The sequence below is a fragment of the Catenuloplanes sp. NPDC051500 genome (genome assembly GCF_044454585.1).
GTDB lineage: Bacteria > Actinomycetota > Actinomycetes > Mycobacteriales > Micromonosporaceae > Catenuloplanes.
On the sequence record NZ_JBITDX010000001.1, the window covers coordinates 178,477 to 198,821 of the forward strand.

The 20,345-nt window shown below is 70.8% G+C and carries 22 protein-coding genes and 1 pseudogene; 5 read left to right on the top strand and 18 right to left on the bottom strand.

The genetic code is table 11. From position 1 onward, the window contains the following. Nucleotides 1–401: 401 nt before the first annotated feature. The 7 genes from ACIA8K_RS00710 to ACIA8K_RS00740 form a co-directional block, all read right to left on the bottom strand. Entirely contained in the window at nt 402–647 is a 246-nt protein-coding gene (locus tag ACIA8K_RS00710; protein WP_396053465.1) for a DUF2630 family protein, read from the bottom strand. Nucleotides 648–656: 9 nt separating this feature from the next. Next, the gene (locus ACIA8K_RS00715) at nt 657–1,562 is read right to left on the bottom strand and encodes a serine protein kinase RIO (protein ID WP_396053467.1); all 906 of its coding nucleotides are present in this window, start codon (nt 1,560–1,562) and stop codon (nt 657–659) included. A 183-nt stretch (nt 1,563–1,745) separates the two neighbouring features. After that, nucleotides 1,746–2,408, bottom strand: coding sequence for an HAD family hydrolase (locus ACIA8K_RS00720; protein WP_396053469.1), 663 nt, complete (start codon nt 2,406–2,408; stop codon nt 1,746–1,748). A 66-nt stretch (nt 2,409–2,474) separates the two neighbouring features. Beyond that, on the bottom strand, nt 2,475–2,909 hold the full coding sequence (locus ACIA8K_RS00725) for a hypothetical protein (protein ID WP_396053471.1): 435 nt from the start codon (nt 2,907–2,909) through the stop codon (nt 2,475–2,477). Continuing rightward, on the bottom strand, nt 2,902–3,726 hold the full coding sequence (locus ACIA8K_RS00730) for a DUF692 domain-containing protein (RefSeq protein ID WP_396053473.1): 825 nt from the start codon (nt 3,724–3,726) through the stop codon (nt 2,902–2,904). The genes ACIA8K_RS00725 and ACIA8K_RS00730 overlap by 8 nt, the downstream gene beginning before the upstream one ends. 60 nt (nt 3,727–3,786) lie before the next feature. After that, entirely contained in the window at nt 3,787–4,731 is a 945-nt protein-coding gene (locus ACIA8K_RS00735) for a TIGR04222 domain-containing membrane protein (RefSeq protein WP_396053475.1), read from the bottom strand. A gap of 59 nt (nt 4,732–4,790) precedes the next feature. Continuing rightward, nucleotides 4,791–5,363 (bottom strand): TetR/AcrR family transcriptional regulator, encoded by a 573-nt coding sequence (locus ACIA8K_RS00740; RefSeq protein WP_396053477.1) that lies wholly within the window; start codon nt 5,361–5,363, stop codon nt 4,791–4,793. An 82-nt stretch (nt 5,364–5,445) separates the two neighbouring features. Here ACIA8K_RS00740 and ACIA8K_RS00745 point away from each other — a divergent pair, with 82 nt between their 5' ends. The 4 genes from ACIA8K_RS00745 to ACIA8K_RS00760 all read left to right on the top strand — a co-directional run bounded on the left by ACIA8K_RS00745 (nt 5,446) and on the right by ACIA8K_RS00760 (nt 7,500). Next, nucleotides 5,446–6,201 carry an SDR family oxidoreductase gene (locus ACIA8K_RS00745; RefSeq protein ID WP_396053479.1) on the top strand — a complete coding sequence of 252 codons (756 nt, stop codon included), beginning with the start codon at nt 5,446–5,448 and terminating at the stop codon, nt 6,199–6,201. After that, entirely contained in the window at nt 6,201–6,743 is a 543-nt protein-coding gene (gene mug / locus ACIA8K_RS00750; protein WP_396053481.1) for a G/U mismatch-specific DNA glycosylase, read from the top strand. The genes ACIA8K_RS00745 and mug overlap by 1 nt, the downstream gene beginning before the upstream one ends. A 9-nt stretch (nt 6,744–6,752) precedes the next feature. Continuing rightward, a complete protein-coding gene (locus tag ACIA8K_RS00755; RefSeq protein ID WP_396053482.1) occupies nt 6,753–7,220 on the top strand; it encodes a MarR family winged helix-turn-helix transcriptional regulator in 468 nt (155 codons plus the stop codon). Between the two features lie 76 nt (nt 7,221–7,296). Further along, nucleotides 7,297–7,500, top strand: a complete 204-nt coding sequence (locus ACIA8K_RS00760; protein WP_396053484.1) for a hypothetical protein — start codon at nt 7,297–7,299, stop codon at nt 7,498–7,500. Between the two features lie 31 nt (nt 7,501–7,531). On the opposite strand, the pseudogene ACIA8K_RS00765 reads toward ACIA8K_RS00760, so the two are convergent. The 4 genes and pseudogenes from ACIA8K_RS00765 to ACIA8K_RS00780 form a co-directional block, all read right to left on the bottom strand. Further along, a pseudogene (locus ACIA8K_RS00765) lies at nt 7,532–9,409 on the bottom strand (ABC transporter ATP-binding protein); the annotation flags it as partial. A gap of 31 nt (nt 9,410–9,440) precedes the next feature. After that, complete coding sequence (locus ACIA8K_RS00770) at nt 9,441–10,196, bottom strand: enoyl-CoA hydratase/isomerase family protein (RefSeq protein WP_396053486.1); 756 nt, start codon at nt 10,194–10,196, stop codon at nt 9,441–9,443. A gap of 46 nt (nt 10,197–10,242) precedes the next feature. Then, complete coding sequence (locus tag ACIA8K_RS00775) at nt 10,243–10,470, bottom strand: helix-turn-helix domain-containing protein (protein ID WP_085066491.1); 228 nt, start codon at nt 10,468–10,470, stop codon at nt 10,243–10,245. Between the two features lie 370 nt (nt 10,471–10,840). Beyond that, nucleotides 10,841–12,439, bottom strand: a complete 1,599-nt coding sequence (locus tag ACIA8K_RS00780; RefSeq protein ID WP_396053489.1) for an ABC-F family ATP-binding cassette domain-containing protein — start codon at nt 12,437–12,439, stop codon at nt 10,841–10,843. Between the two features lie 204 nt (nt 12,440–12,643). Between ACIA8K_RS00780 and ACIA8K_RS00785 the strand changes: the two genes are divergently transcribed. Further along, complete coding sequence (locus tag ACIA8K_RS00785) at nt 12,644–13,567, top strand: neutral zinc metallopeptidase (RefSeq protein ID WP_396053491.1); 924 nt, start codon at nt 12,644–12,646, stop codon at nt 13,565–13,567. 16 nt (nt 13,568–13,583) lie between these two features. Here ACIA8K_RS00785 and ACIA8K_RS00790 read toward each other — a convergent pair whose 3' ends face one another. From ACIA8K_RS00790 to ACIA8K_RS00820, 7 genes are all read right to left on the bottom strand, one after another. Next, nucleotides 13,584–14,225 carry an acVLRF1 family peptidyl-tRNA hydrolase gene (locus ACIA8K_RS00790; protein WP_396053492.1) on the bottom strand — a complete coding sequence of 214 codons (642 nt, stop codon included), beginning with the start codon at nt 14,223–14,225 and terminating at the stop codon, nt 13,584–13,586. Nucleotides 14,226–14,238: 13 nt separating this feature from the next. Beyond that, nucleotides 14,239–14,871 (bottom strand): sigma-70 family RNA polymerase sigma factor, encoded by a 633-nt coding sequence (locus ACIA8K_RS00795; RefSeq protein WP_396053494.1) that lies wholly within the window; start codon nt 14,869–14,871, stop codon nt 14,239–14,241. Beyond that, nucleotides 14,872–15,810 carry a hypothetical protein gene (locus tag ACIA8K_RS00800; protein ID WP_396053496.1) on the bottom strand — a complete coding sequence of 313 codons (939 nt, stop codon included), beginning with the start codon at nt 15,808–15,810 and terminating at the stop codon, nt 14,872–14,874. Between the two features lie 26 nt (nt 15,811–15,836). Next, nucleotides 15,837–17,306: a bifunctional 3-(3-hydroxy-phenyl)propionate/3-hydroxycinnamic acid hydroxylase gene (locus tag ACIA8K_RS00805; RefSeq protein ID WP_396053498.1), complete on the bottom strand. Its 1,470-nt coding sequence runs from the start codon at nt 17,304–17,306 to the stop codon at nt 15,837–15,839. A gap of 832 nt (nt 17,307–18,138) precedes the next feature. Then, nucleotides 18,139–18,768 (bottom strand): LysE family transporter, encoded by a 630-nt coding sequence (locus ACIA8K_RS00810; protein ID WP_396053500.1) that lies wholly within the window; start codon nt 18,766–18,768, stop codon nt 18,139–18,141. Nucleotides 18,769–19,116: 348 nt separating this feature from the next. Further along, nucleotides 19,117–19,860: an HAD family hydrolase gene (locus tag ACIA8K_RS00815; protein ID WP_396053502.1), complete on the bottom strand. Its 744-nt coding sequence runs from the start codon at nt 19,858–19,860 to the stop codon at nt 19,117–19,119. Nucleotides 19,861–19,935: 75 nt separating this feature from the next. Next, nucleotides 19,936–20,343: a metal-sulfur cluster assembly factor gene (locus tag ACIA8K_RS00820; RefSeq protein WP_396054446.1), complete on the bottom strand. Its 408-nt coding sequence runs from the start codon at nt 20,341–20,343 to the stop codon at nt 19,936–19,938. Between the last annotated feature and the right edge of the window lie 2 nt (nt 20,344–20,345).

The window sequence follows — 20,345 nt, forward strand, 5'->3', positions numbered from 1 at the left end:
ACGCGCCACGCGCCACGCGCCACGCGCCACGCGCCACGCGCCACGCGCCACGCGCCACGCGCCACGCGCCACGCGCCACGCGCCACGCGCCACGCGCCACGCGCCATGCGCCATGCGCCAATTAAGCCTGAGTGCCGCAAAAGGTAGATCGACTAGCAAAGTCGATCTACCTTTTGCGGCACTCAGCGATATTTCCCGCGTTGCGTTCTCAGGCCCGTCCGGAGCAGCCTGCCGCCCAGGCGCCTTATCACGATATATCGGGCACCGGGCCGAATGCCGAGAGCGAAACCGCGCCACGCCCGGCACGCGCGGTCGTCCGTCAGGCGTGAATGACGGTGCCGCCGAGAGGAAGCGCCGCCGGCCCGCGCGTGACATCACGCCAGGGCCGGCGGCGGTGTGGGCTAGTTGATGTAGCCCTCGACCTGCTCCTCGGGGCGGACCTGCTGCTCCTCCGGGTTCTGGCCGAACTCTCGGGCGGCACGCCGGCGGCGCAGGAGGTCCCAGCACTGGTCGAGGGAGACCTCGACGGCACGGAGGCGCTCGTGCTCCTCGGCGGCGGAGATCTCGCCGGAGGCGAGCTGCATGCGCAGCTTGTGCTCCTCGTCGACCAGGTCGTTGATTTTGCTCAGGATTGACGTGTCTTCCATGGGTTATTCCTACCGCAGGTTCGCCTCGTCGAGGAGGGTGGAGATCAACGGGTCGGGGTCGGCAAGCTCGGCGGGGAGGCCGCGGGCGGCGAACCAGGCGGAGACGACCTTGACGTCGCGGCTCAGGAATTCCCGTCCCTGGGGGTTGGCGATCACGTCGACGATCTGCGGCAGGTCGATCAGGATCAGCCTGCCCTGGTGGACGAGCATGTTGTAGGGCGACAGGTCGCCGTGGGCCAGGCCGCAGCGGGCCAGTACGGTCAGCGCCTCGATCATCTGGCGCCACAGGTCGAGCAGTTCGGCGGGTTCGGGGCGGGCTTGGGCCAGGCGGGGTGCGGCTTGGCCGTCGTCGTCGCCGATGAATTCGAGCATCAGCTCGGTGCCGAGCAGTTGCACCGGGTACGGCACGTGGATGCCGCCCATGGTGCGGCCGATGTGCCAGAGGCGGGAGAGCGCGGCGAACTCGGCCGCGGCCCACTGTCCGGCGATCATCTGGCGGCCGAACGAGGTGCGGTTCTCCATCGCGCGCATCTCGCGGGAGCGGCGCACGCGGCGCCCTTCCAGGTAACCGGCGTCGCGGTGGAAGAGGCGGTGGTCGGCGTCCCGGTAGCGTTTGACGGCGAGCAGGACGGAGCGGCCGGTTTCCGGGACGGCACGGCGTACCAGATGGACGTCGGCTTCTTTTCCGGTTTTGAGAATGCCGAGTTCGTCGTCGACGGCCGCGTGTTCGGTGACCACCCAGTCGGGGATCGGGTCGGGGCCGTGGTCGGCGGCCTCCCAGGTGGACCAGCGGTCGCCGATGTCGGGAAGGTCGGCTTCGGCGACCGCTTGACGGCGGGCACCGCGGAACTTCAGATCGTTTGACTCGTCGTCGTCGAATGTGCGGCGACCACGCCGGCGGGAACTATCGAACACTTTAGGGTCTCCTCGACCGAGAAAAGAAAGAAAGGCATGGCGAAGTTCGTGACCATGACAGCCATTCCTCGCACCTCCTCCTTCTCCCGCCGAGAGCTCTCCGCCCCGGTCAAGCACACGATCACCCTGGTCAGGGCGCCGCGAGCATCACTATTGCGAACCAGCCCGCGATCCGCAACCCATTTATCCGTGGACCACGCGACCACCGGCCAGCACGGCGGACAGGCCCTGGATGAGCGAACCAGCGCTTGTCGTCGGTTCGAAGCGCGACTCCATCCAGCGCCGGCCGCGGTGCAGCCAGACGCTTGGCAGGCCCATCGCGGCGGCGGCGCCGATGTCCGCCTCGGGGCTGTCGCCGACGATCCAGGCGTCCTCCAGGTGCATGCGCACCCGCTCGGCGGCGAGCGTGAAGATCCGCGGGTTCGGCTTGCTGACCCCGGCGGCCTCGGAGATCACCCAGTCGGCGACGTAACGGTCCAGGCCGGTGCGGCGGATGATGGTCTCCTGCCGGTAGGCGGGGCCGTTGCTCACCACCACAGGCATCCAGCCGGCGTCGTCAGCGATCCGCAGCGCGCACGCGACAAGCGGGTCCAGCCGGGTGTTCTCCATCAGGCCGAGGTCCAGCTCGTCGACCAGGTCCACGGCGGAGGCGCGCAGGTGGTACCGGTTCAACATCGAGTCGGCGAGGTCCCAGCGGGACGTGAGGCCGTCGGCGTCGATGGAGACCAGCCACTCCAGGTCCCCGGGGGGCGCCCCGATCTCGTCGAGGAACTTCGCACCCCAGGCACGGAACGCCGCCTCCCGGTCGAGGAGGGTGTTGTCTAGCGCCAGCAACATGAGGGGCACTCGCGCACACTAGTTGAGCAGTCCGGGGGCCGACCAGTCCCACCATGTAAACAGCACGTTTATCTGTCAGTATCCGCCCCGGCGCCGGGTGAACGTGCGACCACCCAACTGCACGATCACGGACTCGGGGGTACGCCGAAGCGCCGGCAGACGCCGTGGCCGGGGCGGCTTCGCGCCGTCGTAGACCCAGGCCGCCTCCCGCCGGGCCAGCTCGTCCGCCGCTGCCGCACCGAGCGGGCCGCACTGCCGCGCGAAGTCCCAGCCGTCGCGAAGCGAGCCGCTTGTGGGCCGCCCGGCCGCCCAGTCCGCGAACTCCGGTACCCAGCGATCGCCGAGTGTGAACGCCAGCACCGGCCAGTGCCGCGCCACGTCCCCGGCACGCTTGCGCAGCAGCGCCTTCCGGGCCACGCCGACCAGCCGCTCGTCGAAGCCGTCCGGGATCGGCGCACCGCTGGTCAGCGCCGCGACCAGCGCTTCCTGCCGGGCGGCGAGGTCACCCACGGCTCGGGTCCGGATAGCCGGCCGCGGCCGCGATCGAGGACAGCTCCGCGGTCAGCTCCGCCGCCGGTGGATAGTCGCCGTCCCGTTCCAGCATCAGGGCGGGCGGCCGGGCCCGTTTCACCAGCTCGCCGATCAGGTCGAGCACCGTCTGGGGCGTCGCCGCCGTGTGCGTGTCGTGATAGATGCCGTCGTGGTCGTCGCCGCCCGCCACGTGGCAGTAGGCGATCCGCTCCAGCGGGAGCCGGTCGAGCAGGTCCACCGGGTCGGTGCCGCGGTTGCGCGCGTTCGCGTACACGTTTGCCACGTCGAGCAGCAGCAGCGCGTCCGACCGTTCCAGGATCTCGGTGATGAAGTCCGCCTCGGACAGTTCGTCGTCCGGCCAGTCGAAGACTGCCGCGATCGGCTCCAGCGCGATCGGCACGGACACGGCGGCGCGCAGGCGGCGCACGTTGGCCACGACCGCGTCGACCGCCTCCCGGCTGCGTGGCAGCGGCAGCAGATGCCCCGCCTCCACGCCGCCGGCCCGGACGAACGCGATGTGCTCGCTGACAAGTGGCGCGTCGAGCATTTCGGCCGCGGCCGCGAAGTGCTCGAGCCGGTGCGGGTCGACCGGCTCGGCGCCGCCAAGCGAGAGCCGGACGCCGTGCGGCACCACTGTCACGCCGCGGGCGCGCAGCGCGGCGAGCGCGGGCGGTGGCGGGCCGGCGTGCGGTAACGACTCCGCCACCACCTCGGCGAACCGCAGGCCGGGCAGCTCGGCGACGAAGCCGGCGATCTCCGGCCGCCAGCCGATGCCCACGCCGTAGAATGGGGTCATATGCCACCGCCTCCGCCGTAGAGGGAGGTCATCCGCCACAGCCTCCGCCGTAGAAGGAGGTCATCCGCCACAGCCTCCGCCGCCGCCGCAGCCACCACCGCCGCCGCAGGAGCTGCCGCCGCCGTCCGAGCCGCTGCTGCCGCCGTCCGATCCGGACCAGGACGAGCCGCCGTCGCTGCCGGTCCAGCCGCTGCTGCCGGACGCCGCGGCCTGCCGCTGGATCTCCGCCTCGGCCGCGAACGCCGGGTCGTAGGAGTAGAGCGACGCGGTGCCCCAGAGCGCCACGCCCATCGCCACGCCTGTCGCGCCGTACGTCGCCCACGCCGGCGACTGGGACGGCGACAGGTACTGGTAGCGGGTGCGCAGCCCGGCGACCGCGCGCCGCCCGGCGCGGGTCATCCAGGGCTTGCGGGAGCGCAGGATCAGCGTGACCACGCCGAGGATCACCAGGATGAACACCAGGTTCATCACCGGCTTGTCACCTGCCACCCCGAATGCACCCCGCGCCACGCCGAGCGCGAACAGCGCGGTGAGCAGCAGCGTCGTGTTGCGGTAGGCGCGGCGGTCGTCCTCGCTGAACGCCAGCCCGAGCCGTTCCAGATCGGTACGCAGCACGTCGAGCGCGCTGCGGACCTGGGTGTCGTTGCGGGCGGCGCGCACCGAGCGGTGCAGCTCGATCGCCCGGTAGACGGCGGTGTCGAGCGGCGGCACCCCGTACGGCAGCGGCGCGGTCGGCACCGGCCGCTTGTCCGGCCCGGTGCCGATCAGCCCGGCGCTGCGCAGCGCCGCGATCGCTGAGTAGACGGCCTGGTCGGGGCCGCCGGTGAGGTAGGCGGCCTGTTGCGCGGTCAGCTGGTCCGCACCCGGGACGGTCTTGCCGCCCGCGATCGTGTGACGGCGGACCAGGACGACCACGAGGGCGACGGCGATCGCCCCGAGGTACAGCGCGAGGAAGGTCGGCCCCGGGATCCCCCAGGTGTCGCCCGATGCCATTGGCGCGTTCATGCCGTCATTGTGCTGCACGAACGCCAGCGGGTGATCTCCCCGGATCGTGCCGGCAATCGTTACGGGTGCCGGACCGCTTCCTCGACCACGTCGAGCACCCTGCTGAGCGAGCCCGCCGGCCGCCCCATCGCCAGGTGCAGCACAAGCCCGTCGTAGGCGAGCTCAAGGAACTCCGCGAGCACGTCAAGCGGTACGTCGTCGCGCAGCTTCCCGGCGTCGCGCAGCCGGCCGAGGCGCTCGCGGGTGGCCTCCTCGATCGCGGCCTGCCGCTGCGCCCACCGGGACGCGAAGTCCGGGTCGGTGCGCAGCCGCCGGGACACCTCCAGCTGACTGCCGAGCCAGCCGGCCGTGTCCGGCGACGCGGCGCGGGCGAGCAGATCGCGCATCACCTGGACGAGTCCGTTCTCCGCGACCGTGCTGACCATGGCGGCCGCGTCGTCCTCCGCGACCGCGAGGAACAGCGAGTCCTTGTCCCGGAAGTGGTGGAAGATCGCGCCCCGGGAAAGCCCGGTGGCCTCTTCCAGGCGACGGACTGTGGCGCCCTCGTATCCGTGCCGGGCGAAGCAGGCGCGCGCGGCTGAGAGAATCTCCTGGCGGCGCGCGTCGAGCTGATCCTGGCTTACCCTTGGCACGCGATCGATCGTGTCACGCAGCGCAGTCAAAGTGCAATCCGTACGTACGGCTTGTAACCCGCCCGTGAGTAGGATGACACCCATGGATCTCGGTCTGGACGGTCGTGTCTACGTGCTCACCGGCGCCTCTCGCGGGCTCGGCTTCGCCACCGCTGCCGCGCTCGTCGCGGACGGCGCCCGGGTGGTCATCTCCGCCCGGGACGCGGACGCGGTGAACGACGCGGTCTCCCGGCTGGGCGATCACGCGCACGGCCTGGCCGTCGATCTCGCCGACCCGGCCGCGGCCCAAGCGCTTGTCGACGCGGCCACCACCCGCTTCGGCCGGATCGACGGCGCGCTGATCTCGGTCGGCGGCCCGCCGCTGGGCGGCTCACTTGAGATCACCGACGAGCTGTGGCGGGCGTCGTTCGAGACCGTCTTCCTGGGCGCGGTGCGCACGGCCAGGACCGTGGCCGGCGCGCTGACCGAGGGCGGCGCGATCGCGTTCGTGGCGTCCAACTCGGTCCGGTCACCGATCAGCGGGCTCGGCATCTCCAACGGCCTGCGCCCGGGCCTCGCCATGGTCGCCAAGGAGATGGCCGACGAGCTGGGCCCGCGTGGCATCCGGGTGCTGAGCCTGTTGCCCGGCCGCATTCTCACCGACCGGCTCCGCCAGTTGTTCGCGTCGAGCGCCGACCCGGCCGCCGAGGAGGCGAAGTCCGCGAACGCGATCCCGCTACGGCGCGTCGGCACCCCGGAGGAGTTCGGCCGCGTCGCCGCGTTCGTGCTCTCCCCCGCCGCGAGCTTCCTCACCGGGCTCGCGTTGCCTGTCGACGGCGGCGCGATGCGTACCCCCTGATGGGCTTCACGGCTTCTGAACTCCAGGCCGCGTCCGGCAACGTCATTCCGGACGTGATCGCGCCCGGGCTGCGGGTGCTCTTCTGCGGCATCAACCCGGGGCTCTGGTCCGCCGCGACCGGACACCACTTCGCCCGGCCCGGCAACCGGTTCTGGCCCGCTCTGCACGGCGCCGGCTTCACCCCTGAACGGCTCAAACCCGCAGATCAAGACCGCCTTCCGGGGTACGGGCTGGGGATCACGAACCTGGCGCCGCGCGCTTCGGCCCGGGCGGACGAGCTGACCGCGGACGAGCTTGCGGCCGGCGGGGCGGCACTTGCCGAGCGGGTGATCACGTTCAAGCCGGCCTGGCTGGCCGTGCTGGGCATCGGTGCCTACCGCACCGCGTTCGCCCGCCCGAAGGCGACGATCGGCCCGCAGCCGGACCGGATCGGCGACACAGGCATCTGGATCCTGCCGAACCCGAGCGGCCTCAACGCGTCCTACCAGCTGCCGCGCCTGATCGAGGAGTTCGGGAAACTGCGCGCCGCGGCCGCCGGTTAGCCTCTTCGCATGTCCCGTTCCGGCTCCGATCTCGCACTCCTGCTGCTCGGCGGCTTCCGCACCCTGGTGGACGCCGCCCTCGCCGAGCTGGCCGCCCGCGGCCACGAGGACGTGCGGCCGGTGCACGAGTTTGCGATGCGCGCGATCGCGGCCGGCGCGGACAGCGCGTCCGAGCTGGGCCGCCGCCTCTCGATCACCAAGCAGTCCGCCGCGAAGATCATCGTGGTGCTGCAGGAGCGCGGCTACGTCACCCGCGGGCCCGACCCGGCCGACGCCCGCCGCAAGCGCCTTGAGGTCACGCCGCTCGGCTTCCAGGTGATGAGCGAGGGCGAGGCGATCTTCGAGGCGCTGCGCGCGCAGTGGGCCCGGCAGATCGGCACCGCCGAGCTGGAGACGCTTGAGCGGCACCTGACCGAGCTGGTCGGCGCGAGCCCGATCCGGCTCGACACGCCCGGCTGGGTCGCGCACGAACTCTGAGGTTGGGGCGCGCGGACCGGCCCCGGGCGCGGACGATGGGCATGGTGTCCCGTCGTCCTCGAGAAAGGCCAGACCCATGTCCATCGGTTCCGTCCCCTCCTCGCCGAGCGAGCTGACCGGCGCCCGCGCGCAGTTGCAGAAGGACCAGCAGCAACTGGCGGCGGACCGGGCCGCGAAGGCGGACGAGAAGACGCTCTCGGCCGACCGGGCCACGGTCGCGAAGGATCAGCAGCAGGTGACACCTACCGCGCCGCCCGGGCGGCTCGACACGTACGCCTGAGCCGCTACGCGGGCCTACGCCTGAGCCGCTACGCGGGCGCGAACTGCGTGCGGTAGAGGTCCGCGTAGAGCCCGCCCGCGCCAAGCAGCGACTCGTGCGTGCCGCGCTCGACGATCCGGCCGTGGTCCATCACCAGGATCTGGTCCGCCGCCCGGATTGTCGACAGCCGGTGCGCGATGACAAGCGCGGTACGCCCGGCCAGCGCCGCGGTGAGCGCGGCCTGCACCGCCGCCTCGCTCTCCGAGTCCAGGTGCGCGGTGGCCTCGTCGAGAAGCACCACGGCCGGTGCCTTGAGCAGCAGCCGGGCGATCGCGATCCGCTGCTTCTCGCCGCCGGAGAACCGGTAGCCGCGCTCCCCCACCACGGTGTCCAGCCCGTCCGGAAGCGCGCACACCACGTCCGACACCCTGGCCGCGTCAAGCGCGGCCCACAGCTCGGCGTCGGTCGCGGCCGGGCGCGCGTACCTCAGGTTCTCCGCGATCGTCTCGTGGAACAGGTGCGCGTCCTGGGTGACCACGCCGACCGTGTCGCGAAGCGAGGTCAGCCGCGCGTCGCGCACGTCAGTCCCGCCGATGGTGATCGCGCCCTCGGTGACGTCGTAGACGCGGGACAGCAGCATCGCGGTGGTCGACTTGCCCGCGCCGGACGGCCCGACCAGCGCCACCAGGCTGCCCGGCTCGACCGTGAACGAGACGCCGCGAAGCACCGGCGGGGACTCGGTGCGGTCCAGCACTGCCACGTCCTCAAGCGACGCGAGCGAGGTCTCCGCCGCGGTCGGGTACCGGAACGTCACGTCGTCGAAGACAACCCGCGCGTCGGTCCGGGACAGGGTCACCGCGTCGGCGCGCTCCGCGATGGCCGGGTGCAGGTCGAGCACCTCGAAGACGCGCTCGAAGCTGACGAGCGCGCTCATCACGTCGACCCGGACGTTCGACAACGCGGTCAGCGGGCCGTAGAGCCGGGTGAGCAGCAGCGCTAGCGTGACGACGGTGCCGGCGCTGACCGCGCCGTTGACCGCGAGCCAGCCGCCGAGGCCGTAGGTGAGCGCCTGGGCGAGCGACGCGACAAGCAGCATGGCCACGAAGAACGTGCGCGAGTAGATCGCCTGCCGGATGCCGATGTCCTTCACCCGCCGCGCCTTGGCCTCGAACTTCCGCGCCTCCGCCACCGGGTCGCCGAACAGCTTGACCAGCAGCGCGCCGGCCACCCCGAAGCGCTCGACCATGGTGGCCTGCATGGACGCGCTCAGCTCGTACGACTCCCGGGTGATCTCCGCGAGCCGCCGCCCGACGCGCCGGGCCGGGATGATGAAGACCGGCAGCATGATCAGCGACAGCAGCGTGATCTGCCAGGACAGCGTGAACATGACGCCCGCCGTGAGCGCGAGCTGGATCGCGTTGCTGACCACGCCGGAGAGCGTGGACGTGAACGCCTGTTGCGCGCCGATCACGTCGTTGTTGAGGCGGCTGACCAGCGCTCCGGTCTGGGTGCGGGTGAAGAAGGCAAGCGGCTGGCGCTGCACGTGGTCGAAGACCTTGGTGCGCAGGTCGAGGATGATGCTCTCGCCGACCCGGGCGGAGTACCAGCGCTGACCGAGCGAGAGCAGCGAGTCCGCGAGCGCGATGCCGGCGATGGCGACCGCGATCAGGACGATCGTGCGGGCCGCCTCCGGACCGCCCTCGGTGATCTCGTTGACCACGTCGCCGGCCAGCACGGGCGTGGCGACGCCGAGAACCGCCGAGATCACCACCGCGACCAGGAAGATCAAAATATCGCGGCGGTACGGGGTGGCGAAGCGCAGCACCCGCCTGGTGATCTTCCAGTCGACCCTGCGCCCGGCCAGCTTCTTCTCGTTGTCGAGCGACCGCAGCGTCGACCAGCCGCCCATGCTCCCGGGACCCCCGGGCATTCCCCGCATGTTGTTCATCAGGCCGCCAAGCCTAACGCCGCTCCTGGAACAGCTCCCTCAGGCGCCTGACCTGGGCCTCACGCTCGGCACGGTCGGCCTCGGCATAGGAGCGGTCGGCGGCGCCGCTCAGCAGCGCCTTGATCTCGATGACCGCGTCGCGGTTGCTCGACAGGACCGCGGCGGCCAGGTCACGGGCGGCCGAGTCGAGGTCCGCGAGCGGTACGACAAGGTTCGCCAGGCCGAGCGCCGCGGCCTCGGGGGCGGGGATGCGGCGGGCGGTCGTGCAGATCTCCAGCGCGCGGGCGTACCCGACAAGTTCGACAAGGCGCTTGGTGCCGCCGAGGTCGGGCACGAGGCCGAGCGTCACCTCGGCCATGGTCAGTTTGGCGTCATCAGCAAGGATGCGCAGATCGCAGTTGAGCGCGAGCTGGAAACCGGCGCCGATCGCGTGACCCTGCACCGCGGCGATGGTGATCAGGTCCGGGCGGCGCAGCCAGGTGAAAGCGTCCTGGAAGAACGCGATCCGGTCGACGGCCTCATCGTCGGGCAGAGCGGCGAGGTCGGTGAAGTCGGTGCCGGTGAGCACGGCACGGTCGAGGCCTGCGGAGAATGCGCGTCCTTCACCCTTGACGAGAACAACCCGGACGTCGCCGGTGAGTTCGCGGGAGAAATTGCGAAGAGTCCGCCACATTTCGGGAGTCTGTGCATTGAGCACGTCGGGCCGGCACAACGTCACCGTCGCCACCGGCCCGTCGCATTCAAGCCGCACGCCACTATCTGAATTCATCGGGGGGATCCCGGACGCGCGTACTGTTTGCCGGCGATTGCTGGCCTCACGCCTTCTTGCGACGGCGCGCGCCGCCGCGCTGGCGCAGTTGAACGCCGCTTTCGGTCAGAACACGGTGCACGAAACCGTAGGAACGGCCGGTCGAGGCCGCCAAGGCGCGGATGCTTTCCCCCGAGGTATACCGCTTTACGAGGTCCTTGGCGAGCGTCTGCCGCTCTGCCCCAACAATTCGGCGACCTTTCTCAGTGCTGGTGGCTGTGCCAGTGGCTGCCATGTTGAATCCTCACGTCCCAGACTGTGCGGTTCGATGCGGTCCCACCTATTAGACCGCCTCGAACGATCATGCGCCAGATACCATTCGTTCGCCAACCGACACGCATGGCGGTGTCCGGCGGCGAGCGCGGCGGCCGAGTCGCTTCCTGAGCTGGCTCGTTAGCGGCCTATCGGCTTGTACCTGCGCATTCTTGGCATGACCGGTCGGGAGGGGCATCGTCGGCCGTACATCGGGGGCGGCACGGAGTGTGCCAAGATTTTCACACTCCCGTGTCGCCGCCGGCACCAGAAGGCGTCAATACCTACCGTCACTGAAACTTTCGGCGCTAATTCCATGCGCGGGATCTGCAAAACATGGGATTAGCTGCCGGTCAGGCGAGTTCGACAAGCTCAAGCAGGTCGTCGCTCCACGCGTCCTCGTCACCGTCCGGCAGAAGGATCGCGCGGTCCGGCTTCAGCGCCAGCACACAACCCGGATCGTGGGTCACCAGCACGATGGCGCCGGGGTAGTTCGCGATCGCGTCCAGCACCTGTTCACGACTGGCCGGGTCGAGGTTGTTCGTGGGCTCGTCGAGAAGCAGCACGTTCGCCCCCGAGCAGACGAGCGTGGCAAGCGCCAGGCGGGTCTTCTCGCCACCGGAGAGCACGCCGGCCGGCTTGTTCACGTCGTCGCCGGTGAACAGGAACGCGCCGAGGATCTTCCGCAGCTCGGTGTCGTTCTGATCGCCCGAGGCGCTGCGCATGTGCTCAAGAATCGTGCGGTCCACGTCAAGCGTCTCGTGCTCCTGGGCGTAGTAGCCGAGGCGCAGGCCGTGCCCGGGGTTCACCGAGCCGGTGTCCGACCGCAGCAGCCCGCCGAGCATCCGCAGCAGCGTGGTCTTGCCGGCGCCGTTCAGCCCGAGGATCGCGACCCGGGAGCCGCGGTCGACCGCCACGTTCACATCCGTGAAGATCTCCAGCGAGCCGTACGACTTCGACAGGTTCGACGCGGTGAGCGGCGTCTTGCCGCACGGCACCGGCGCGGGGAAGCGCACCTTCGCCACCCGGTCGGCGGAGCGCACCTCCTCCAGACCGCCGAGCAGCCGCTCCGCGCGCTTCGCCATGTTCTGCGCGGCGACGGTCTTGGTGGCCTTGGCCCGCATCTTGTCCGCCTGGGCGAACAGCGCGCCGGCCTTCTTCTCCGCGTTGGCCCGCTCGCGCTTACGGCGGCGCTCGTCCGTCTCGCGCTGCTCCAGGTACGCCTTCCAGCCCAGGTTGTACTGGTCGACGACGGACCGGGTGGCGTCCAGGTACCAGACCTTGTTGACCACGGCCTCCAGCAGCGCGCCGTCGTGGGAGATCACCACGAGCCCGCCCTTGTGCGCGGAGAGGAAGCTCTTCAGCCAGTTGATCGAGTCGGCGTCCAGGTGGTTCGTCGGCTCGTCGAGAAGCAGGATGCCGCTGTCGCCGGCGTCCCGGAACAGAATCCGGGCCAGCTCGATCCGGCGGCGCTGACCGCCGGAGAGCGTGCCGATCGTCTGCGCCAGGATGCGGTCCTCGAGCCCGAGGTTCGCACAGATCCGGGCCGCCTCGGCCTCGGCCGCGTAACCGCCGAGGCCTGCGAACTGGTCCTCGAGCGTGCCGTACCTGCGGATCAGGCGGTCGTCCGTGTCGTACGCGAGCTTCTCCTGCAACTCGTTCATCTCGCGGAGGAGCGCGTCCAGCCCGCGGGCGGAGAGCACCCGGTCGCGGGCGGTGACACCGAGGTCGCCGGTGCGGGGGTCCTGTGGCAGGTAGCCTGCCTCGCCGCGGCGTTCGACCTTCCCGGCGTACGGCTGGCCCTCGCCGGCCAGCACCTTGAGCGATGTGGTCTTGCCGGCCCCGTTGCGGCCGACCAGGCCGATCCGGTCGCCGGGCTGAATCCGCAGATTCGCCTCGGAAAGAAGAATTCGAGACCCGGCGCGCAGCTCCAGGCCGGTGGCGGTGATCATGCGGTGACTCGCTCTCGATGGAGATCCGGACCGGGCCGAACCCGGCGCAGAAAAACCGGGCTGACCCGGAACAGTGAGAAGCTCCGCCGAGGCGGAGCACCAACCTTCAGTGTACCGACCGCTCAACGCGCACTGCTCCGGATTGATTTCCAAGATCAACGGGTACGTCGAGGCCAACCCCTGATCGATGAGTGGAGTCGGGCGATGGAGCTCAACGAAAACGCACAGGTCGACGCCGACCAGGTGACCGACCGGCGAGGCAGCGGCGGCGGTGGCGGCGGTCTGTCCGGCATTCCGATTCCGATCGGCGGCGGCAAGGGCGCCTGGATCGGATTCGCGGTCTTTCTGGTGATCTCGCTCATCGGCGGCGGCGTCGGCCTCAACTCGCTTGGCGGCGGCGCGGACAGCTCCGGCGGCGGCTCCGGTGAGTCGCTGTCCCAGGAGTGCAGCGGGGCGGACAAGCTCGACAAGCTCGACTGCCGCAACGCGCTCTACGTGAACTCGATCCAGGACTACTGGAAGGACGCGCTGCCCCAGCAGTTCGGCGACCAGTACACGGCGGCGGACACGGTCTTCTTCGAGCAGGCCGTCAGCACCGGGTGCGGCAACGCGGACTCCGGCGTCGGGCCGTTCTACTGCCCCGCGGACGACCTGGTCTACATCGACCTCTCGTTCTACAAGCAGCTCGCGGACCAGCTCGGCGCGCCCGGCGAGTTCGCCCAGCCGTACGTGCTCGCCCACGAGTACGGCCACCATGTCCAGGACCTGCTCGGCACGGAGGCGGAGATGCGCCGCGCCCAGGAGCGCGACCCGGGCGCGCAGAACAAGCTGTCCGTGATGCTCGAGCTGCAGGCCGACTGCTACGCGGGCGCCTGGGCGAAGAACGCGACCGGCACCGACGACGCGAGCGGGCAGAAGATCTTCACGAGCATCACGGACAAGGACATCCAGGAGGGTCTGGACACCGCGGCCGCGATCGGCGACGACACGCTGCAGAAGAAGTCAGGCAACCCGGTCGACGAGGCCGCGTTCACCCACGGCTCGTCCGCGGACCGGCAGAAGTGGTTCCGCACCGGCTACGACAGCGGCAACCCGAAGTCGTGCGACACGTTCGGCAGCGCCATCTGACCTGGGCCTCGCACGCCTAATCGGTCAGCAGGATCGTTACCGCCCGGGCCTCGGGCAGCGCGGCGACAAGCACCGCGTGCCGGGGCTCGGGCACGTCCAGGAAGCGCTCCGCACGCAACGCGAGCAGCGGCTCCAGCCGGCGGTCGGACAGGATCGTCTCGATCGTCTTCCGGTCGCCGCCGGTCACCAGCGCGGACAGCTCCGCGGCCCGGGGCACCAGCAGGCGCAGCACGATGTCGACCGCGTCGCCGGCCGCCGCCTTCGCCTGGTTGTCCCGCCGCCGGGCGAAGCGCTGCTGCGACCAGCCACCCGCCGCGGTACGCGACTGCACGTAGCTGGTGTCGACCTTCGACTCGCGCAGCTCGTCACCCACCGCGTAGCCGACCGCGACAGCTGACTTCCGGGCCAGCAGCAGGCCGAGCGGGCGGGGCGCGACCGCGGCGGCCAGGAACGCCTCCGGGTCCGCGGCCTCCGGTGCGCCGGGCGGGGCGTGCAGCTCGGCGACCGCGCCGTCCGGGGCTTCGAGGCGCACGGCGTACCCCCGCATGCTTGTGAGGGGTTGACCGTGTCTGGCGGTGAAGTTGTCGAGCCAGCGGGCGAGCCGGCCGGGCACCACCTCGACCTGGCGGCCGCCGCCGGCGACGGGTCGGGCGCGCATGGACACAGGTTAGCTAATCCCTCTCCTGCAGGAGCAGCGCGCGGTGGTCGCCGAGCAGCCGGCGCAGGCGCTCCAGGCAGCGCTTGCTCTGCGACTTGACGACAGTGGTGGTGACGCCCATGACCTCGGCGACCGTCTCCACGCTGTGGTCCTCCCAGTAGCGCAGCACCACTATCGCGCGGTCCCGCTCCGGAAGCGTGCCGAGCGCCTCAAGCAGCGTCATCCGCAGCTCGGGGCCCGGGTCCGGCACGGGCGCGTCCAGATGGTCCGCGACGGAGATGCCGACGAACTCGCGGTTGCCCCGGCGCCGGTGGTCGAAGAGCGCGTTCATCAGGACCTTGTGGCTATACGCCTCGACGTTGACCGTGCCGTGTATGCGCTTCCACGACACGTACATCTTGGTGAGCGTGATCTGCGTGAGATCCTGCGCCAGGTGCCAGTCGCGGCACATCAGGAACGCGGTGCGCCGCAACCGCTCCGCCATCGCCTGGGCGAACTCGACGTACTCGTCCTCCTGCTCCTGGCGTGCGGACCGGGCCCGGCCGGTGCGCAGCAGGCGGCGGACGCCGGACTCGGCCGGCGGCTGGGGCGGTGCGGAAGCCGCCACGGCCGGCGCCAGGACGTAGTTGCCGGAAACGCCTGTCACTCAGCCTCCCACGATCGGATCAAGCTTCGGGAAGTTGAACTCACCCGACTTGATCAACGAGTCCGGCACGGTGGGGCCCCACGCCGGATTCAGCACCAGGGTCACGGCCTCCTGCAGGTCAAGCGCGATCGCACCGGCCGGGTTCCGCTCCCCGTCCCACATCAGGCAGTCCGCGAGTTGCAGAGTGATCTCGACGCCGTCCAGGCGCTGCAGCGTGACCGCGAGGAGCCGGGTGCAATCGGTCGGATTGTGCTCCACCACGAGCAGGCCGACGCCCACGACGTCGGCGCAGGTCTGCTCCGCGTAACACACCGCGGGCTCCGCCACGCCGCCGACATAGACGCGGATCATACCGGGACCGTCGCCACGATCGAGGTACACCTGCACGTGGGCGTAACCCTCCGGCAGAAAGGCGAAGCCGTCGGTCTGGCCCTTCGGCAGCAGCCCGACGAGCAGCTCAAGCGCGGACTCGGGCGTGGTCCGGCCGACCTGGCCATCCGAGGTGGGCCGCACGTCCGGCACGGTCAGATCGAGTGCGCGCACCTCGCTCGGGCAGGGGGTCGCACTCGATGCGGCGGGCCGGTCGATGCCGGTGCTGCTGCGGTCGGTGTCGTCGGCGCTCGGTGACGCCTGCGGCAGGACGCAGCGGGCCGACACGGACGGCACCGGGTCGGACGGGGACGGAACCGCCACCCTCACCGACGTCGGCGAGGGCGCCTCGGCGGCCTGCCCGGCGGGAGGGGGCGGCGTGCCCAGCGCGAGGAGCCCGGCAACGGCGAGCACGGCAGCCGCGGCACCGCCACCAGCCCCGGCGAACAACCGGCGCCGGCGGCGGACGCGTCGCCCCGAGTCGACCGACACCCGGACGACGTCTCCGAGCGGCGGCGGGGTCTCCCCGGCCAACTCCTCCTCGAGGAGCCTCCGTAGTTCATGTGTCACTGGCGTGTTTCCTCTTCTGGCCGACGCTATGGAGACTCCGCCCGGCCCGGTCCGGTGACACGCCCGCTCGAGAATCTGTGATTCTCACTCAAGATCAAACGATCAGGGCGAACCACGAGGGTACGACCCGGGGGCGCCCACCTCCGCAGCATGCCGCTGTCATCCTGGATCTCCGCGGGGTCGATCAGCCGCGCCCCCAGCTCGTCGGCCCAGCGCCGTTCCCGCGCGGTCTCCCGGCCGGTGATCAGCGCGAATCCCGGCCCGAGCACCTCGTCGAGCAGGACGTCACGGCCCTGGTGGCGAACCCGGGGCTGCGGCAGGAAGCGGCCGACCGGCGCGCGACTCCAGCGCGGCCGCAGCGCGCTCGGCCCGACAAGCGGCGCGATCCCCCGCAGGCCCGCCGCGGTGAAGCCGGGCACCCGGACCGCCGCGGCAAGCACAGTCCGCCGTACCGCCGCCGCGCGGTCCTGCCCGCCCGTCATCGCGGCCCCCAGCAGCCGCGCGACCTGGATCAGGCGGAGCGCGGGCCGGCGGCGCTCAAGCTGGTACGTGTCGAGCAACGCCTCGTCGGCCTGATTGCGCAGCACGAGTTCGAGCTTCCAGGCCAGGTTCGCCGCATCACGCAGGCCGGCGCCGAGCCCCTGCCCGATGAACGGTGGCGTCTCGTGGGCCGCGTCGCCGAGCAGGAACACCCGCCCGTGCCGCCAGCGGTCCGCGATCCGCGCCCGGAACGTGTAAGCGGCCTTCCTGGTGATCTCGATCTCCGCACCGCCGGTCCAGGGCGCGAGCAGCGCGGCCAGGTCCGGGCTGTCCACGGTCTCGCCCGGCAGCAGCCGAAACTCCCAGCGGAAACGATGCGTGCTGACCTGCATGAAGGTGGCGGCGCGCCGAGGATCGCTTACCTGGTGGACGCCCGGCCAGTGTTCCGGGCCGCCGGTGCCGGCCGCGTCCACGACAAGCCAATTCTCGCTGTAGCCGAGGTCGGTGCTACGCGCGCCGATCAGGGTGCGGACCGTGGAGTTCGCGCCGTCGCAGGCGAGGATCGCGCTCGCTTGCTGCCTATATTCTGTTTTATCCGCTTTCAGCGTGGCGGATCGGCCGCTTGAGTCGATGTCGACCAGCTCTGTGCGGGTCCGCACCTCGGCGTGTGGCAGCGCGGACAGGCGGGCCAGCAGCAGGGCATCAAGCGCCGGCTGGTCGAACATGTTCGCCTGCGGCCAGCCGTGCAACCCGACCGGGCTGTCCCGCCGGAACTCGGCAAGCGTACGCAACCGCGCGTCCACGATCCGCAGGCCGAGCGCGGGACGGCTGATCGCGCTGAACGCGTCCGCCACACCGGCCCACTGCAGGATCCGGTGTCCCTCGTCATCCAGGTGCACCGCCCGCGGCAGCCCGTAGGGCTCCGCATGCCGCTCCACCACGATCACCGGAATGGCGCGCTGGGCGAGCAGAATCGCGACGGTCAATCCCGTCGGGCCCGCCCCGACCACCAGCACCGGCTCCACCTCGCCATATAACCCCAGCCGGGCGGTGTGCGCACGTCAGCGCGTCTGTTGCCCATCCGGGAGAGGGGGTCGGGATCGACATTTCATGGCCTACCGACCGTTCTGGTCGCGGTCCGGCAGCAGGCGCCGAGCGGCGTGCGTCTTACCATGTGTCGGCCGGCGGCAGTGCGCGCTCTACCTCGACAGTTTCTATCTGTTGGTGATGTTGGGTGGGTTGGCTGCGGTTCTTTTGCCTCCGGCGGCCCTCCGGGGGGAGCGCTCCGGCTCCGGGGCAACCGAAAGTACTGTCAGCTTCGCTGGTAAAGCTTTGTCTGTGGCTGGGTTTCGTGTGGCCTGGCTGTCACCTTTGTGTGCTGCGCACACGGCACAAGATCAAAGGCGGGGCGGGGCAGGCGCGGCGCGGCAGGCGGGGCAGGCCCGGCGGGGCAGAGCGGGGCTGGGCGGAGCGGAGCGGGTCTGGGCTGGGCGGAGCGGGGCTGGGCGGAGCGGGGCTGGGCGGAGCGGGGCTGGGCGGAGCGGCGGGGATATGGGTGAAATGCGGGGAAGTGGCGACGGTCGAGGGCGTCAGGTGAGGCATGTGCACGCTATTCGTCTCGAATGACGTGCACATGCCTCACCTGGCCGTTGATCTATCGGCTGATGCCGATTGTTTACGGCAGTGGCACGGGCGCAGCGGTGGACTTTTCGTGATATTTCTGGCGAGCGTTGTCTGATCGAGCGATAACTGGGTGTGCCCCGAGTGGGCAATGGAGTCGTCAGCGCGGCCGAGGCAGGCGAGTCCTACCGGAGTCGTCTGATACTTGGCCGTCATAGGTTGGCACGATCAGCTGACCACCGTGGTCACCGCCAGCGCCACGATCAATGCGGCGGAGGCGAGTGCGGTCCACAACCTGCCCCGGCGGCCGGTGAGCGCCCTGCCCACAAGTGAGCCGCCGGCGGCGATGAGCAGTTGCCAGCTGGCCGAGGCCAGGAAGGCGCCAAGCACGAAGGCGGCCGCCTCGCCGGGTGGCAGGTCGCCGCCGGCCTGGCGGGCCAGCACCAGTGCGCCGAAGTAGACGACGGTCATCGGGTTGAGCAGCGTGAGCGCGAGAATCCCGCCGAACGCGCGGGTGGGCGTGGTGAGCGAACCGCCGGGCCGAGCGGCGGCCAATGACTGGTCACGGTGGTGGCGGACCGCGCTGACTGCGGTCGTGGTGGCGAGTCCGACCAGGACGACCGCGGCGACCCAGCGGAGTGGGGTGGCGATCGGCGCGATCAGCCCGGCCAGCGCGGCACCGCCGGTGACCGCGACGGCGGCGTAGAGGCCGTCCGCGGTGGCCACGCCGAGTGCGGCAGCAGCGCCGACCCGCAGGGACGTGCGGGCGGAGAGGCCGGCGATCAGGACCGCGATAGCGCCGACCGGTACGGCGACGCCATAACCCGCGATCAGCCCGGCCACAAATGCGGCGCTCATCGCCGCGGACAACGGATCGGCGCGGACGCGGATGCGGCGCTCATCGGCGTGGGCGATGGACCGGGATGGACGCGGGGACGCGCTGCTGTCGTGCGGCCAGGGTGGCCGTCGCGACAGTGAGCTGCGTGCGCTTCGTCTCGGTCATGTGGTCATGCTGCCCCGCCACAGGTGGTGCGGGCCACCGCTTTTCGGGCACGCTCGCTGGTGTCGCGGGAGACAGGGTTTTGCGGTGGAGGTGATCAGCGGCGGCGCGTGCAGGGAGGAGCGCCAGCGACGACCGTTGCCCGCGGGAGCGTGCGGGCCGCGACCACCCGCAGAGTGGGAAAATGTTTCAGGCTGTTGGGCTGGTCAGGTCAGGTAGGCCTGGAGGAGTTTTTGGAGGGCGTCGGCGTCGGCGACGTTGGTGTGGGGCTGGAGCCAGGGGTGCGGGATGGGCTCGGGTGACATCAGGACTGTGGCGCCGACGCCGGCCCGGCGGCCGCAGAGGATGTCGCGGTCGAGTTTGTCGCCGGCGAACCAGGCGTGGGCGAGGTCGGCGCCGAGGCGGTCGGCGGCGTGCTTGAGGATCGCCGGGTTGGGCTTGCGGACACCGACCTCGTCGCTGTAGATCTCCGCGCCGAAGGCGCCGTCGAGCGGTGACTGGGCGATGATCTCGCGGAACGCGGCGCCGCAGAGCGTGTTGCTGACCACGGCGACCGGGAGGCCGGCGTCGACGGCGGACTTGACAAGTTCGACGATGCCGGGGAGCAGCGTCCACTCGTTGTTGTCGATGAGCCAGAGGCGGCTGAGCACCTCGGCGCTGGCTCCGACGGCGGCGCGCGCCTTCTCCGGCCAGTCGGCGGCCACGTAATCGGTCCAGAACTCCTGCTGGGTGAGCTCCGGCGGGGCGGGCAACCGGGACATGGCGTTGCGCCACTCACGGTAGGCGGTGAGGCCGGCGACGTGGTCCGCGCGGATGCGATCGGCGGGCACGGACGGCCCGGCGATGCGGGCGAGGACCTCGACGAAGGCATCCTCGCGGTCGGGGTGCGCCTCGGCGCGGCCGATCACCCCGTGAAAGTCGAGCAGCAACGCCCGTGGCCTGATCAACACGGCCTTGATCCTGACATGTGAGTGATAGTAGGTCCACAGCGGCCGGTGCCCGGACGTGCCGGGCACCGGATCGAATCAGACGTTGAAGCCGAGCGAGCGCAGCTGGTCCCGGCCCTCGTCGGTGATCTTGTCGGGGCCCCACGGCGGCAGCCACACCCAGTTGATCCGGACATCGTTGACCAGGCCGCCGTCCGGGCCGCTCATCAGCGCGCTCCGGGTCTGGTCCTCGATCACGTCGGTAAGCGGGCAGGCCGCGGAGGTGAGCGTCATGTCCAGCGTGGCGACCTTCTCGGCGTCGACGTAGACGCCGTAGATCAGGCCGAGGTCGACGACGTTGATGCCGAGCTCGGGGTCGACGACGTCCTTCATCGCCTCCTCGATGTCCGCGACCAGCTTCGGGTCGACGGCCGCGGGGGCGACGGCCGCGGTGGCCTCCGCGGTCGTGGTCCGGGACGGGGTGACTGTGGCGTCGGCGTCGTACATCG